This is a genomic window from Salinibacterium hongtaonis (assembly GCF_003065485.1).
Taxonomy (GTDB): domain Bacteria; phylum Actinomycetota; class Actinomycetes; order Actinomycetales; family Microbacteriaceae; genus Homoserinimonas; species Homoserinimonas hongtaonis.
Window position 1 is genome coordinate 775039 of record NZ_CP026951.1, and the last position, 14919, is coordinate 789957.

Here is a 14919-nt window from a genome sequence, read left to right on the forward strand (position 1 = left end):
CACTGCCCAGTATTGCCGAAAACGAAGGGCACCCGCGTTCCTGTTACGCGGGTGCCCTTCTGGGTCGTGATGCCGTGTCGGCGGTGGTGCGCCTAGGCGCGGCGTGCCGCGTCGGCCACCTTGCGGGCGGCGGTGAGGCCTGAAGCGAGATCCGCCTTGATGTCATCGATGTTCTCGAGGCCGACCGAGAGGCGAACCAGACCAGGGGTGACCCCGGTCGTGAGCTGCTGCTCGGGCGTGAGCTGTGAGTGGGTGGTCGATGCGGGGTGGATGACGAGGCTGCGCACATCTCCGATGTTTGCGACGTGGCTGAACAGCGACAGGCTGTTGACGAACTCACGTCCGGCGTCGACGCCGCCCTTGAGCTCGAACGACAACACGGCGCCGACGCCGCGCGGGGCGTACTTATTCGCCTGGCCGTACCACGGGCTCGTCGGCAGGCCGGCGTAGTACACGGTGTCGACATCCGGGTGGTTATCAAGCCATTCGGCGACATCCTGGGCGTTCTGCACGTGGCGCTCGATGCGCAGGCTGAGGGTCTCAATGCCCTGGATCAGCGCGAATGCGTTATCGGGGGAGATGGCGGGGCCGAGGTCGCGAAGCAACTGAACGCGTGCCTTGATGATGTAGGCGATGGGGTCGCCCACCGCGGCCGTGTAGCTGGCGCCGTGGTAGCTGGGGTCTGGCTCGGTGAGTTCGGGGAACTTGTCCACGTTCTTGGACCACTCGAAGCGGCCACCATCCACGATGACGCCGCCGATTACCGTGCCGTGGCCGCCGAGGAACTTTGTCGCGGAGTGCACGACGATGTCGGCTCCGTGCTCGAACGGGCGGATCAGGTAGGGGGTTGCAATCGTGTTGTCCACGATGAGCGGCAGGCCGTTCTCGTGGGCGATTGACGACACCGAAGCGATGTCGAGGATGTTGATCTTGGGGTTGCCAATCGTCTCGGCAAAGAACAGCTTGGTGTTCGGGCGAACGGCCGCGGCCCACTCGTTCGGGTCGTCCTGGTTTTCGACGAAGGTGGTCTCGATGCCGAGCTTCGCAAGCGTGTACTTAAACAGGTTGTACGTGCCGCCATAGATGGACGACGACGAAACGATGTGGTCGCCGGCCTGGGCGATGTTGAGAACCGCAAGGGTCGTCGCCGACTGCCCGGAGGCGACGGCCAGGGCTGCGGTGCCGCCCTCGAGCGCGGCGATGCGCTGCTCGAAAACATCCTGAGTCGGGTTCTGGATGCGGGTGTAGATGTTGCCGAACTCCGAGAGCGCGAACAGGTTCGCCGCATGGTCGGCGTTGTTAAAGACGTAGGCCGTAGTGCGGTAGAGCGGCGTTGCTCGCGCATTGGTTACGGGGTCGGGCGCGGCGCCCGAGTGGATCTGCTTCGTCTCAAACTTCCAGGCGTCGCTCATGGTGTTGCTCCTTAGTCTGTGGTGGCGCGGCGTAAGACCGTTGTGCGCGTCGTGGCCGAGCTTACGGAGTGGGGTACACCAGGGTCAACGCGGTGCGACACAGTCGGTAACGTGCTCGCTACTCCGGTCGATGGCGTTGCACCCCGTCGCGTCGTGACCCTGTGGGGTCGATGCGCGACTCGCCCGAGAGATGGCTCGGGGGAGACCGGAACAACCAGGTCGGGCGAGGTTCGACAAGCGGGCGAAAAACGCGGCGCACAGGCTTCGAGGCGAGCACGACACTCAGCAGGACGCAGCCGACAATCGTGGCGATGATCCAGGGAACGCTTGAGTGGTCCCGCAGAAATGTGGATTCTCGCAGCGGATAGAGAACAAAGCTATGGAGCAGATACACGTACATCGTGCCCTGTCCGAGCTTGGTGATGGCCGTGGTGCTACGCGGCACAAGAACGAAGAACGCTGCGGAGAACAGCACAGCCAGGGCGATGAGAGCGAGACGCACGAAGCCGGACCACCACTGCCCGCCCAGGTCGGAGTAGGACTCGTCGTAGAACAACCAGAACCGCAGATCGATCTCCCGCCATAGGTCCGCATACACGGCCAAGACGGTGATGAGGGCGGCGAACAGAGCGATCGCCACCGAACGCGCCCACCAGAGTGAGGTTGTGGCAAACCGCCAACGGTCGACGAGTCCCCACTCCCGCAGCCGCCACCCCAGCACGAAAAATGGCAGGATGCCGAATGCCCGAGAGAGAGACAGAGTGTTATCGACATTGGCAAAATATCCGACGCCAACCGAGACCGCGATCGCCAGAAGAAGTGGCCATTTGAGCAGCGCGAGGTAGGGCAGGATCAGCCGGAAAATGCCCAGGGCTAGCAAAAACCACAGCGTCCATGACGGCGTCGTCGGGTTGACCTCTCCTGTGCCCTGAAGGAGCTTCACCACCGTCCAGATGGTCTCCATGATGAAGTACGGCAACAGGATGTCGGTGATGACCTTGACCATCTGGCGCTCGCCGGGGGGCGCCGACTTAGAGAAGTACCCGCTGATGATGGCGAAGGCCGGCATATGGAACGTATAGATCGCCAGATAGATCACGAGGGCGACATCGCTCTCGGCCATCTGCCGTTGAATTCCGTGCCCTACCACCACGAGGGTCACAGCAATGAATCGCGCGTTGTCCCACAGGGGCACTCTCACGCGGGGCCGCCCGCCGGCCGCTATGGAACGAGTAGCCACTCAGACCTCCTCGTGAAAGCACCCTAGTAAGCAACGGTACCTTGGACCTGTGAACAAGCGACGGGTCGTAGTTACGGGTGCCAGCTCCGGAATCGGGGCAGCGACAGTGCGAGCGCTGCTCGCCGAGGGATGGGATGTCACAGGGGTAGCCCGAAGGGCAGACCGGCTGGCGGCACTCGCAGAAGAGACGGGGGCCGATGTTTTTGTGGCCGATCTCACCTCCGACTCTGACGTTGCTGCGCTCCGGAGTCATCTTGCTGCCCGCGGCCCCCTTCACGCGCTCGTTAATAACGCGGGGGGTGCATTCGGCACCGACTCGGTAGAAGCCAGTTCGGTGGACGACTGGGCGCGCATGTTCGACATCAACGTGCTTGCGGTGCAGCGCGTGACGAGTGCCCTGCTCCCGCTGTTGCGCCAGGGTGCGGCAGAAGCCGTGGACGGGGATGTTGCCCACGCAGACATCCTCACCGTCAGTTCAACGGCGGGACTCGTCTCGTACGAGGGCGGCGGAGGCTATAACGCCGCCAAATTCGCGGTTCACGGCGTCATCGGTGCGCTGCGCCTTGAGCTTGCGGGCGAGCCGATTCGGGTGCTCGAGATTGCGCCGGGGATGGTGCGCACCGACGAGTTCACCCTCAACCGCGTTGGTGGCGATCACCAACGAGCTAACTCCGTCTATGAGGGTGTCGAGCATCCGTTGGTCGCCGAGGACATCGCCACGGTCATTGCTCAGACCCTTGGCCTGCCCGGGCACATCAACCTTGACCTCGTGGTAGTCCGCCCCGTGGCGCAGGCGGCCCAGCACAAGGTTGTGCGTGAACCGCTGACTCCTAGGAACTAGAGCTCTCGCTGTCGCTGAGCCGGGCATCTGGTAGCAGCGCCGTCGGGGTTGCCGCAGCGGCGTCCAGCTCCGAAGAATCCGAAGCATCGGCGAACGACAGCTTGGGCACCATAAACAGCAGAGCGGCCGCGATGAGCGCGCCGACGCCGCAGATCGTCCAGACCATCATGTAGCCGAACAGGCTGCTCGCGGTCGAACCAGCCACCTGCACTGCACCGATCGTGAGCACGATGGCAAAGATCGACGACGCGAACGAGCCGCCGATGGTCTTGGTGGTGTTGGTGAGAGCCGAGGCGACGCCCGTCTGGCCGCGAGGGGCGGCTGCGGCTGCGGCGGCGGGCATTGCCCCCATGAGAACACCGCTTCCGAGCCCCGCTATGGCCATATTGGTGAATACCTGCCATGCCTCGAGATGGAAGGGGATGAAAAGCAGGTATCCGGCCGCCACGAAGAATGCTGCGATGATGAGCGCCGTCCGGGGTGTGAAGACCCGCGAAATGAGGGGGAAGAGTAGCGCGCCCACGATCATCGAGATCAGGTAGAGGCCGATCAGAATCGAGATGCTTCCCGAGGTGAGGCCGAGTCCGTAGCCGACCTCGCCGGGATCCGTGCCCGCATACGTCGAGAGAGGTGCCTGCGCGCCCAGAATGCTGATGCCGATGAGGAACGCCGTCAGCTGAACGGGCCACATGTTGGGCTGGGCCAGCACCCGCAGGTCGATCGCGGGGTCCTTGTGCCGCAGCTCGAACTTGGTAAACGGCACGAACACGAGCACCCCGAGCAGCATTATCGCGAACACCCAGAGCTGCGGTCCGTTGAACTTGAGGAACGTGAGGCCCGAGGTGATGAGCAGGAGCCCCATCGTGAGCAGCGAAAAGCCCAGCCAGTCGAGGGTGCGGTTCGGTAGCGGCTCAGATTCTGGCACCCCAAAGAGGATGACGAAGAAGACCAGGGTCACGGCGATTGCCGGCACCATCATCGTGGGGACCATGGACTGCTGCAGCATCGCTTCGCCACCGAACGCGCCGAAGACGGCGGCGCCGCCGAGCGCGCCCGCGATGGCTCCCGCTTCGAGCCCGACGATGAGAAGCGCGGCAGCCTTGCGGGTTGCCGACGCTGCGTGGCCCGTTCTGCGCCCCTTGTCGAAGATCAGCGCGATCTCGAGCGGCAGCCAGACCACGTAAAAGCCCTGCAGCGTCCAGGCGATCAGGAACGACGTGAAGTCCCCTGCGAAAGCCAACCACCACGTTGCGCCAGCCGTGAGCACGGTAGAGATCAGCAGGATTCGCTTGTGCCCATACATGTCGCCGAGCTTGGCGAGGATGGGTACGACGAGGGCCGAGAGCAGCAACTGGCTGCCTTCGAAGATATTGAAGTCAGCGTCGCGAATGCCGAGGTAGTCGACCAAATCGGGGATCAGGGGCACGTAGAAGCCCTGCAGGATGCCGCTGACGAACTCGACAAAGAAGAGAAACCCGATGAGCGATGCCGTGACCGAACCGGCGCGTGACCCCAGCAATTTCCGCATGGGGTGAGCGTAGTGGTGAAATGGTGGCGGGGATATTCCCCCTTCTGAGTGATGGGTGCACATGAACGACGAACGCGAGAATCTGACCTGGCCGGTATTCGGGGAGGCGTCGCGTGAGCTGGCTACCTCGGTGGCCGCAAGCGGGTTCATGCCCGATGTCGTTGTCGCGATCGCCCGCGGGGGAATGCTCCTCGCCGGCTCGATCGCCTACGCCCTTGGCGCCAAGAGCTGCGGCGCTCTTAACGTCGAGTTCTACACGGGTGTCGGCACTCGCCTGGCCGAGCCCGTGGTTCTGCCCCCCATGCTCGATCACGCCGCTCTGGCTGGCAAGAAAGTTTTGCTCGTCGACGACGTCTCCGACTCGGGTCGCACACTTGCCCTTGTGCTCGCGATGCTGCGAGACAACGGAGCGGATGTGCGCTCGGTGTGCCTCTACAGCAAGCCCGGCACGGTGCAGGAGCCCGATTATGTCTGGAAGACGACCGACCGGTGGATCAACTTTCCCTGGTCGGTTCTTCCTCCCGTCACAGCATGATCGCGTGGCCGCCTGAGCGGATGGACGCCGGCTGGGCGGCCGCGCTTTCCCCTGTCGCTGAGACGATCACGTCGCTGGGGGAGTTTCTTGCGGGGGAGGAGCAGTATATGCCGGCGCAGGCTGACGTGTTTCGCGCGTTCGAGCATCCTTTCGCCGATGTGCGGGTGCTCATCGTGGGCCAAGATCCGTATCCGACGCCGGGGCATCCCATCGGGCTGTCGTTTGCCGTCGAGCGCCACGTGCGTCCGCTGCCGAGAAGCCTGAATAACATCTACCGCGAGCTGGCCGACGATGTGGGGGTTACGCCGCCCGCCCACGGAGACCTCACGAGCTGGAGCAAACAGGGCGTCATGTTGCTCAACAGGGTTCTCACGGTGCGGCCGGGGGAGCCGGGGTCGCACAGGGGGCGAGGCTGGGAATTGGTCACGGATGCCGCCATCAGCGCGCTTGCAGGTCGCGGGTCACCCCTGGTCGCCATGCTATGGGGTACCCAGGCGCGCTCGCTCGAGCCGCTTCTCGGGGCGACCCCCATCGTCTCCTCCGCGCATCCGAGCCCGCTTTCTGCGTCGCGGGGCTTCTTCGGCTCTCGCCCCTTTAGCAGGGCGAATAAGCTCTTATCGACGCAGGGTGCCGATCCCATCGATTGGGACATCGAATGACGACGCGGGCGAGGACGTGACGCAATGCTCGAAGAGGAATACCAGGTGCGGCGCAAGCTGCCAGTTCACTTGAGGCCTAAGGCCCCGGAGCCTGAGCAGTTCGCCTATTCCGTGCGCGCCGCGACCGTAGAAGATCTTCCGTCGATTCGCGCGATTTATAACCACTACGTCGCCAATTCCACCGTCACGTTCGACGAGAAACCGATGGCGTTGCGCGAACTGAGGTCCAAGTTCGCGCACGTCCAAAAACTGGGTTTTCCGTTCATTGTTGCCCAAAGCCCCTCCGGCGAGATTCTCGGGTTTGCCTATGTGTATCCCTGGAAGGAGAAGGCCGCCTATCGATTCACGGTGGAGAACTCCATCTATCTGGGGCCAGCCGCAACGGGCAAAGGCCTCGGTTACGCGCTCATGGACGAGCTCATCCTTCGCTCCAAGGCGGCCGGAATCAAAGAGATTGTGGCGGTCATCGCCGATCGCGGTGCCGAGGGCTCAATCAGGCTGCACGAGAAGTTCGGGTTCACCGAAATCGGGCGGATGGGCCGGGTCGGGTTTAAGTTCGGCCGCTGGCTCGGCACGATTCTCATGCAAAAGTCGCTCAAGTAGTCGTGGAGGAGGCACCCCGCGCCAGGCCGACTCCCCACAGGGTCGTCGCGTCGGCCCGAGCTCATATCCTCGCGAAGCCCCGCCCCGTGTTCGAGCTTCTCGACGAGCGGCTCGTCGCTGGTCTCGGTTCTCGCGCTGCCTATTACGCGGACTCTCGCGCATGCCTTGTGGTTGTGCAGCGCGGATGGTCTCGGGCCGAATACCGCGTGGTCACCGACGACGCCGGGTCGAATGTGGAGTTCGTGCTGCTCGATATCTCTCGCAGCCAGCGTGAACGGGGCCGGTTCACGGGTGCCCGCATCATCGAGACGGCCCCGGCGCTTTTTGAGCGGATGCTGCGCGAACTGCGCCTGCGCCTGGAGTAGCCAGCATCACACCACACAAGCGGCCGCGCCGTGGTTCTCACGACGCGACCGCCCTGGTGGGGATCACACGCTAGGCCTTGGGAGTGGCCCTGCGCATCAGGAAGAATCCTGCAACGGCCGCTGCCGCCGTGAGGAGCAGGCTCCACGCTGCTACTCCGAGGGATCCGTTGGTGACGAACCACTCACCGACGGCCGGCCAGCTCTGGGTCTGCGTGATCAGCACAATCGCGCCGAGCACGATGAGAGTGAGCACGGCGAAGAACGCGATCATTCCGTTTGACTTCCATCGCACGTAGACCGACGCTGTCGCGGCACCGATAAAGAAGAAGAACAAGAAGACGAACAGGTACAACACGAAGCGCGTGCCGATGTCGTCGGCGCCAAAGTACACGACGTCGAACATGTGGCCGCCAAGGCCCCACCCGTTCGTTGCCCGTTCGATCGTTGCGAGAATCGCCATGATCGCGGCGAAGTAGAAACTCAACAGAATGAAGGCGACGGAGCTGCCGAGATAGAAGTCTCGGCGAGTAACGCCGTAGCCGAGGGCGAAGGGAAACGTGAGGTTCACAGCCTGGACTGCGACCACAAGCATGTAAACGAAGATGAACAGCGACGCCCCGCTGAACTGCATTCCCTCGCTGACATCTGCGGCATCCGATGCTCCGATCGAGGTGAAGATGAGCAGCCAGATCACGTAGTTCACCAAGAAGATGAACCCCAGTATCAGCAGGGGGAGCACCATCATGGGGAACGCATTGGTGAAATGAAGCTTGGTGACGTTGATAATCCTGCGGGCTTCGGCCGAGGCTGATTTCTTGGGTGTGGTCAATGTGCTCATGCGCTCTTCTCGAATTCCTGTGTCGAGGTGTTGGTCTTGCGGATGACGAGCTGTTGCAGCGAGACGGGCGACAGCTCAAGGCCGGAGTCATAGGCGACCTTGCGATCGGCGGAGCTGAGGGGTCCGACCGTGACAGAAGCGAGCCCGCCCACGCCTTCTCGGTGCAGCACCTCGCGGTCGGCCACGAAGCTGTCAACGCTCGAGCGGGTGCCCACGACGACGGTCGCCGATTCGCGCAGTGTCTCGGCATCCTGATCCAGCACGATGCGCCCCTGGTCGATCACGATCACGTGCTCGAGCAGGTTGCTCACCTCATCGATCAGATGGGTCGAGAGGATTACGGTGCGAGGTCGCTCCGCGTAGTCCTCAAGGAGGCGGTCGTAGAAGATCTGCCGGGCTACCGCGTCGAGCCCGAGGTAAGGCTCGTCGAAGAAGGTGAGCGGTGCGCGGGAGGCTAGGCCCACGATTACGCCGACGGCCGAGAGCTGGCCGCGTGAGAGCTTCTTGATGCGTCGTTTGACGGGGACTCTGAAGTCGTCGACGAGTTGCTCTGCATAGTCGGCATCCCAGTTCTCAAAGAACCACGGCGCGCTCCGCAACACATGCTTCACGAGAAAGTCGTCGGGGTACTTCTGGCTCTCTTTGATGAAGCAGACGTGCTGAAGCACGCTGGCATTCTCTACGGGGGTCGCGCCGAAGACTCTGATGTCGCCGTTGGTAGCGAAGTCCTGCCCCGTGAGCAGGTTCATGAGGGTCGTCTTGCCAGCGCCATTACGACCGAGCAGGCCGTAGATGCGGTTCTCTTCGACGGTAAAGCTCACGTCGTCGACGGCGCGAACGTTGCCGAACTGTTTCGTGAGGTGGCGCACGTCGATGACGTTATTCATGCCGTTTCTCCTTGGGCTGCGGTGGCGGATGCTGGTGATGCGGTGCGGATCATTTCCGCGAGCTGCTCGCGAGGAATGTCGAGCTTGGCCGCTTCTGCGATGAGTGGGCGCACATACTGCGACTCAAACTGGTCGCGGCGCTGGGCGACGATGCGCCCGCGGGAGCCTTCTGCGACGAACATTCCAATGCCTCTCTTTTTGTAGAGGATTCCGGTGTCAACGAGGAGGTTGACGCCTTTTCCTGCAGTTGCGGGGTTGATGCGGTAGAAGCTCGCGAATTCATTGGTCGACGGCACTTGGCTCTCTTCGGGCAGCGCGCCGCTGAGAATGTCGTTCTCGATCTGTTCGGCGAGCTGCACGAAGATCGGGCGTCCCTCGTCCATGGAGTTCCTTCGTGTTGGTCGGTTAGTTACTCAACTAATGAACCACATAACGTGATCCTCGTCAACCCTTAGGCTTGGTGTGTGTTTGAACTTCATCACCTCACCGCGCAGGAGCAATGGGCGTGGCTGCAGAGGGGGGACATCACCCCAACGGAGCTGGCCACTCACTACCTCGACCGCATCGACAGGCTCGACTCCGAGCTCGGTGCGTTTGTCACCGTCACCCCCGAGCGTGCGCTGGAGCGCGCCGCGGAGGTTGAACAGAGGGTGCCTCGCAGCGCCGCGCTCTGGGGGCTGCCCTTTGGCGACAAGGACCTCACGATGCGGGCCGGTGTTCGCACGACCTATGGCTCGCGTCTCATGGCCGACTTCGTGCCGGAGACAAGCGATGAGCTGCCCGAGACACTCGATGCCGCGGGGGCCATAAGCCTGGGAAAGACCAACACGCCCGAGTTTGGGCTGCCGGCATACACAGAATCACGGGTGGCGCCTCCCGCCCGCACCCCCTGGGATACCACGCTCGGTGCTGGCGGTTCGAGCGGCGGTGCCGCAGTAGCTGTCGCCGCCGGCCTGCTTCCGTTCGCGCCGGGGTCGGACGGCGGGGGTTCGATTCGCATCCCCGCAGCGGCAACCGGTCTTGTCGGGCTCAAGCCCACTAGGGGTCTTGTGCCAGCGGGATCAGGAATTGGCTCACTCGGCGGGCTGGCCGTCTCGGGGCCGCTGGCTCGCACTGTGTCGGATGCCGCGATGCTCCTCGACGCCATGATCGGCACGACGGACTTTCCCTACACTCTTCGTGCGCCGAGGTGGAACGAAGGTCCGCTCCTCGGGGCGGCAATGCGCGGGGAGGGGCGCTTTAGCCTCGCGGTCATGACGACCTCGCCCTGGGACAACGCCTACGACATAACGATTGCTCCCGAGGCCATGGCGGCGCTCAACCATGGTGTCGCCGAGCTTGCGGCGCTCGGACACGGCATCGAGGAGCTATCGCTCGAGCCCTCACCCGATTACGCGCGCGACTTTCGCACGATCTGGCAGGCGGGAGCATCCGGAATCCCAGCGGAGGGCGACGCGCTGTCTCTGCTCGAACCGCTCACCCAGTGGCTAGTGGCTCGGGGCCGCGAGCTCAGCGCACGACGCCTCGCCGAAGCTCTCTCGGGGCTGACCGCGTTCGAGCGCTCCGTCATCCGCCAGTTCGCCCATGTGGATGCTGTGGTCACCCCGTCGCTGGCGCTGACCCCGCGGCCCGTCGGCTGGTACGACGCGGAGGATGGGGAGCGAAACTTTGAGCAGCAGGTGCAGTACACCCCGTTCACGTCGTTCGTGAATGTGAGCGGGCTGCCCGCGATCACCCTCCCTGTGCACCAGACCGATGATGGTCTGCCCATGGGAATTCAACTGATCGGGCGGCCGGGCGGTGAGGCCACGCTGCTAGCCATCGGCGCTCAGCTTGAGCGCAAGCTGCAATGGCACCGCCGGCACCCGTCCGTCTGGTGAGGTGCTAGCGACGCTTGGCGATGACGCTGCGGATCTCGTCGATTCCGGCGAGCTCCTGCGAGTGGAACCAGGCGCCGTCCTCGAAGAGGTAGGTCTCGTTGTGGGTGCGGGTCTCGTCGGGGGCGCCGAGGCTGAACACCAGGTCGGTGCCAGCGGGCGAACTCACGAATCCAGCTGCCTGCAACTCGGCCTGCACGAGTGCTGCCTGCTCGGCGTTGATGGGGGAGTAGCCGAAGGTGACCCACCAGTCACTGTTGGGAAGAAACCAGCGGCAGGAGAGGCCGCCGTAGTCGAAGAACTTGGCCTCCACGCTCGCTTCTGACCGCAGATCGGACTCGTAGTCCTCGGCGGGGATGAGCCCGACGCTATCGAATTCATCGAGCGTCGACTGGGTCACAAGAGTGTCGCAGGTGAGCGGCGCTGGCTCCTCGGGAGTCTGCGAAGGCTCGACCGTTGTGGTCGGGGTCGACGGCGGCGGAGTCGAGGGCTGAGAGGCATTCGACTCGGGGCTCGAGCAGCCAGAAACAGCAAACGCAACCAGGGCAGCTGCTGCTACGACGATGCGAATCTTCATGATCCTCCAGAGTGGAGCCCCCGACGGCGCTCAGGAGGCGGGGAACACAAAGACCCCGAGACGAGAATAGTGCAGACCCGCTGCACTATTCAGTGGCCGTGTGCTCTGTTATCAAGGCGTGATGCGTCGGCCGCTGGCGGGAGCCCTCACCGATAGCCACCGCGCTCGAGACCGGCCTCGATCTCGAACCGATTGGAGTGGGCATCCAGACCTGCGGCGAAATAGAGGGGGATGAAGGCGAGGCCGTACGTGCGCCACTGGCGGCGATGTACCGCCTCGTGATCGAGCACCCCGTCGGAGGTGGCATCCCGCGTGAGATAAACGGCACCGATCGTTGTGCCGCCACGGCCGAACGACCAGCGGGGACAACCCGTTGCTACGAGCACGCCGCGCCGCCGATGGATTCGGCCCCTGCTCATCGCTGCAGCCCACACGAATCCGACGACGCTGGCGAGCCAGTAGCCCGGCCGTGCAACAAATGGGCTAATCGCGAACCGCCTCGCTGCCGGATGCCGTCGGCCATAGTCAACGAGGCGAACGCACGCGGTCTGCCATGCGCCCTGCTGTGCCGTCATGAGCCATTAATACCAGGCGGCCTCGGTAACGGACCTTCCGCTCCCGGCGCTACGACAGCCAGAGCGAATACCATGACAGCATGACGAGCAAGATCACGCGGGTCGCGCTCGTGTCAATGCACACCCCACCGGCCCAGCAGCCCGGCACCGGGGATTCTGGCGGCCTCAACGTTTCTCTCATGGGCACCGCCCATGAGCTTGCGGCGCGAGGCATCGAAGTCGAGCTGCTGACTCGGGCTGAGGGGCCGCCCTCTGTCACCCTGATCGAACCGGGGGTGAGCATGCACGCCATCCCCGCCGGCCCGCCGCGCACGGTGGCAAAAGGCGAGCTGCGCCTGCTCGCCGACGAGTTCGGGGAGGCCGTTGCCCGACTGGCGGGGCGGGATTCGCCGCGCTATGACATCATCCATTCCCACTATTGGCTGAGCGGGGTCGCGACTCTGCCGGTAGCCCTCGAGTTGCGGGTGCCGTTCGTGCAGTCGTTTCACACCCTGGCCGCGCTAAAGAACCGGCACGCAGGGCCGGGCCAAGCACTCGAGCCGCGCGCGCGGCTCGGTGCTGAGGCCTATCTTGCGGGGCAGGCGGGGGCCGTTGTGGCAGGGTCATCCGCCGAGGTGTCGAGCCTGATCGACGATCTACGGACGCCGGCGGAGCGAGTCTGGGTGATCCCGCCGGGAGTCGACACAGAGCATTTCTCCCCGACGAGGGCCGGGGCGGTTGACCGCGCCCGGGCGCGGCACGACCTCGCGGAGGGGCGGCCCGTCCTCGCGGTCGTCGGAAGAGTGCAGCCGCTCAAAGACCAGGAGCTCGCCATTAGGGCGCTCGCGGCGGCAGGCGAACTACGCGAACGGGTTCCCCTTCTCGTAATCGCGGGCGATGCAACCCCCGGCGAGGCCGATTACCTCGCGTCATTGCGCTCGCTGGCTGACGAACTCGGCGTTGCCGAGCACATCCGCTTTGCTGGCTCGCTAGATCGGGATGCTGTGGCAGATTTGCTGACGACGGCCACGGCAACGCTGATCCCTTCGCACTCCGAAACCTTTGGCATCGTTGCCCTCGAATCGGCCGCGAGCGGAACCCCGGTGATCGGATATCGCAGTACGGGTCTGACTGATTCAGTGGCAGAAGGGCGCTCCGGGATTCTGCTCGACAGCCGCAGCCCAGCGGTCTGGGCGCAGGCCATCGTGCGCCTGCTTGAGAATGCCGAACTTCGTGCCACTCTGAGCGACGGCGCGCGCGACCACGCTCTTGGCCACACCTGGGCAGCAACGGCAACAGCCCTGTTGGGGGTCTACGCGAGCCTCAGCTGACCGCGCGCCAGGCATCCCGGCCGCTATCGGGTCAGAGCACCGATGATGCGCAGAATGGTCGCCATGTCGTCATCGGCTTCTTCGGGGGATGCTGGGGCGAACTCGGTTATGCCAGCGCCAGAGAGCGCGTAGCGCCCGCGCAGTGCCGCGATCATCGCCACGAGATCTGCAGCGCTGAGCCCGAATGGCACGGGCGAGCCGATTCCCTGGATGATGCCGGGGTCAAGAACGTCGAGATCGACATGGATATAAACGGATGTCGCCCCGGTCGACTCCACTGCGTCCAGAAGCTCGGCGATCATGGCCGCACCGGCATCCCGTTCTCCGATGCCCGCAGTGGGCGCGATCATCCGGATGCCCTCCTGCTCGATGAACTCGGCCTCACCGTCATCGAGCTGCCGGGCGCCGACGACGACCACTCGCTGCGGCGCGAGCGGGTCGGCACAGACCAGTTCGTCGGCGCCGTGCCCGAGGAGTGTGCGCAGCACCATGCCCGTGAAGGCGCCGCTTGGTGATGACTGAGGAGTGTTGAGGTCTGGGTGGGCATCGAACCAGACCACGCAGGTATCAGGTGAGTGGGTGAGCGCGTGCGGCACCGCCGCGAGCTGCACCCCGCAATCGCCGCCGATCGTTACCGCCGGGCCTCCGTGTGCGAGCAGGGCTGCGGCCAGCCGGTCTCGCACCATCAAGAGAGACGAAAGACGGGCCACGCTCGTGCCGAGGGCATCGCCGGCGCCGATCGGAACATCGATCAGGGTCGTCGAGGCCGCGGGGAGATCATGGCTGATCGCATGCGCGCCATCGGCCAGTCGCATCGCGCGCGCCGAGCCAGAGCCCTGCCATTGGGGAACAACAAAAAATGAGGCGGCCACGGCGTCAGTCTTGCACGCCGGGCCGCCTCACTGCACCACTCGCGGCTACTCGCCCGAGGTCACAGCATTCTGAGCGCCGCCGAGCTTGAGGGCGGCGAGCCGTGCCTCGAGCTCAATCGCCTGATCCGATGATTCAAGCTGCTCGAACTGGGCGTCGAGGCTCGACGACGCGAGCTCCTGCTGCCCCAGAACGCGGGCCTCTTCGCGCCGCACCTTCTCCTCGAAGCGGCTGATTTCGCTGGTCGGGTCGAGCAGATCGATGCTCTTCATCGCATCCATGACCTGAGTTTGGGCCTGTGCCGTCTTGGCGCGGGCGATGAGCTGGTCACGCTTAGACGAGAGCTCGCCGAGCTTGCCCTTCATCGCATCGAGGCCGCGCTTGAGCTGATCGACCACCGCGGTCTGCGAGGCGATGACGGGCTCGGCATCCTTCGCCTCTTTTTCGGCTGCCATCTGCCGTCCCAGGGCGACCTTGGCGAGATTGTCGAACTTATCGGCGTCGACAGCGTCCCCCGCGGCACGCAGCTCGTCGGCTTTGCGGCTGGCTGCGATGGCCTTGCGACCCCAGTCCTCGGCGTTGGCGACATCCTCTGCGTGGTCCTGCTCCAGCAGGCGCAGGTTGCCGATGGTCTCTGAGATGGCGCTTTCGGCCTCGGAGATGCTGCTGCTGTAGTCGCGGACCATCTGGTCGAGCATCTTGGCAGGGTCTTCGGCAGCGTCGAGCAGCGCATTGATGTTGGCCTTCGCCAACTGGGCGATGCGGCCAAAGATCGATTGCTTTGCCATGTACCGTGTCCTCT

Annotated in this window: 17 protein-coding genes; 7 read left to right on the top strand and 10 right to left on the bottom strand. The window is 64.1% G+C overall.

Annotation, left to right across the window (positions count from 1 at the left end; genetic code table 11):
* Positions 1 to 92: 92 nt before the first annotated feature.
* Positions 93 to 1412, bottom strand: a complete 1320-nt coding sequence (locus C2138_RS03810; RefSeq protein ID WP_108515662.1) for a bifunctional o-acetylhomoserine/o-acetylserine sulfhydrylase — start codon at positions 1410 to 1412, stop codon at positions 93 to 95.
* A gap of 118 nt (positions 1413 to 1530) precedes the next feature.
* Positions 1531 to 2652 (bottom strand): acyltransferase family protein, encoded by a 1122-nt coding sequence (locus tag C2138_RS03815; RefSeq protein ID WP_241961168.1) that lies wholly within the window; start codon positions 2650 to 2652, stop codon positions 1531 to 1533.
* Between the two features lie 49 nt (positions 2653 to 2701).
* Between C2138_RS03815 and C2138_RS03820 the strand changes: the two genes are divergently transcribed.
* Positions 2702 to 3493, top strand: coding sequence for an SDR family oxidoreductase (locus C2138_RS03820; RefSeq protein WP_108515663.1), 792 nt, complete (start codon positions 2702 to 2704; stop codon positions 3491 to 3493).
* Here C2138_RS03820 and C2138_RS03825 read toward each other — a convergent pair.
* Positions 3483 to 5021, bottom strand: coding sequence for an MFS transporter (locus C2138_RS03825; RefSeq protein ID WP_108515665.1), 1539 nt, complete (start codon positions 5019 to 5021; stop codon positions 3483 to 3485). The two genes, C2138_RS03820 and C2138_RS03825, sit on opposite strands and share 11 nt — an antisense overlap.
* A gap of 61 nt (positions 5022 to 5082) precedes the next feature.
* Between C2138_RS03825 and C2138_RS03830 the strand changes: the two genes are divergently transcribed.
* The 4 genes from C2138_RS03830 to C2138_RS03845 all read left to right on the top strand — a co-directional run bounded on the left by C2138_RS03830 (position 5083) and on the right by C2138_RS03845 (position 7183).
* On the top strand, positions 5083 to 5556 hold the full coding sequence (locus C2138_RS03830) for a phosphoribosyltransferase (protein WP_108515667.1): 474 nt from the start codon (positions 5083 to 5085) through the stop codon (positions 5554 to 5556).
* A complete protein-coding gene (locus C2138_RS03835) occupies positions 5553 to 6215 on the top strand; it encodes a uracil-DNA glycosylase (protein WP_241961169.1) in 663 nt (220 codons plus the stop codon). The genes C2138_RS03830 and C2138_RS03835 overlap by 4 nt, the downstream gene beginning before the upstream one ends.
* A 24-nt stretch (positions 6216 to 6239) precedes the next feature.
* The gene (locus C2138_RS03840; protein WP_108515671.1) at positions 6240 to 6818 is read left to right on the top strand and encodes a GNAT family N-acetyltransferase; all 579 of its coding nucleotides are present in this window, start codon (positions 6240 to 6242) and stop codon (positions 6816 to 6818) included.
* An 86-nt stretch (positions 6819 to 6904) separates the two neighbouring features.
* Entirely contained in the window at positions 6905 to 7183 is a 279-nt protein-coding gene (locus C2138_RS03845) for a hypothetical protein (RefSeq protein ID WP_159078134.1), read from the top strand.
* A 70-nt stretch (positions 7184 to 7253) separates the two neighbouring features.
* On the opposite strand, the gene C2138_RS03850 is transcribed toward C2138_RS03845, so the two are convergent.
* Genes C2138_RS03850 through C2138_RS03860 form a run of 3 tightly spaced genes read right to left on the bottom strand, consistent with a single transcriptional unit; the run spans position 7254 to position 9291 of the window.
* Positions 7254 to 8021 (bottom strand): ABC transporter permease, encoded by a 768-nt coding sequence (locus C2138_RS03850; protein ID WP_108515675.1) that lies wholly within the window; start codon positions 8019 to 8021, stop codon positions 7254 to 7256.
* The gene (locus tag C2138_RS03855; protein WP_108515677.1) at positions 8018 to 8908 is read right to left on the bottom strand and encodes an ABC transporter ATP-binding protein; all 891 of its coding nucleotides are present in this window, start codon (positions 8906 to 8908) and stop codon (positions 8018 to 8020) included. Before C2138_RS03855 ends, C2138_RS03850 begins: the two co-directional genes overlap by 4 nt.
* On the bottom strand, positions 8905 to 9291 hold the full coding sequence (locus C2138_RS03860) for a GntR family transcriptional regulator (RefSeq protein ID WP_108515678.1): 387 nt from the start codon (positions 9289 to 9291) through the stop codon (positions 8905 to 8907). Before C2138_RS03860 ends, C2138_RS03855 begins: the two co-directional genes overlap by 4 nt.
* 81 nt (positions 9292 to 9372) lie before the next feature.
* On the opposite strand from C2138_RS03860, the gene C2138_RS03865 reads away from it, so the two are divergent.
* Positions 9373 to 10788, top strand: coding sequence for an amidase (locus tag C2138_RS03865; protein ID WP_108515680.1), 1416 nt, complete (start codon positions 9373 to 9375; stop codon positions 10786 to 10788).
* A gap of 4 nt (positions 10789 to 10792) precedes the next feature.
* Here C2138_RS03865 and C2138_RS03870 read toward each other — a convergent pair whose 3' ends face one another.
* Together C2138_RS03870 and C2138_RS03875 are read right to left on the bottom strand one after the other, a co-directional pair.
* The gene (locus tag C2138_RS03870) at positions 10793 to 11362 is read right to left on the bottom strand and encodes a hypothetical protein (protein ID WP_108515682.1); all 570 of its coding nucleotides are present in this window, start codon (positions 11360 to 11362) and stop codon (positions 10793 to 10795) included.
* Positions 11363 to 11508: 146 nt separating this feature from the next.
* Positions 11509 to 11937 carry a hypothetical protein gene (locus C2138_RS03875; RefSeq protein WP_241961170.1) on the bottom strand — a complete coding sequence of 143 codons (429 nt, stop codon included), beginning with the start codon at positions 11935 to 11937 and terminating at the stop codon, positions 11509 to 11511.
* 80 nt (positions 11938 to 12017) lie between these two features.
* Between C2138_RS03875 and C2138_RS03880 the strand changes: the two genes are divergently transcribed.
* Entirely contained in the window at positions 12018 to 13247 is a 1230-nt protein-coding gene (locus C2138_RS03880; protein WP_108515684.1) for a glycosyltransferase, read from the top strand.
* A 23-nt stretch (positions 13248 to 13270) separates the two neighbouring features.
* Here C2138_RS03880 and C2138_RS03885 read toward each other — a convergent pair whose 3' ends face one another.
* Both C2138_RS03885 and C2138_RS03890 read right to left on the bottom strand, forming a co-directional pair.
* Positions 13271 to 14119, bottom strand: coding sequence for an arginase family protein (locus C2138_RS03885; RefSeq protein WP_241961171.1), 849 nt, complete (start codon positions 14117 to 14119; stop codon positions 13271 to 13273).
* A gap of 45 nt (positions 14120 to 14164) precedes the next feature.
* Positions 14165 to 14905 (bottom strand): PspA/IM30 family protein, encoded by a 741-nt coding sequence (locus tag C2138_RS03890; RefSeq protein ID WP_108515686.1) that lies wholly within the window; start codon positions 14903 to 14905, stop codon positions 14165 to 14167.
* Positions 14906 to 14919 lie beyond the last annotated feature (14 nt).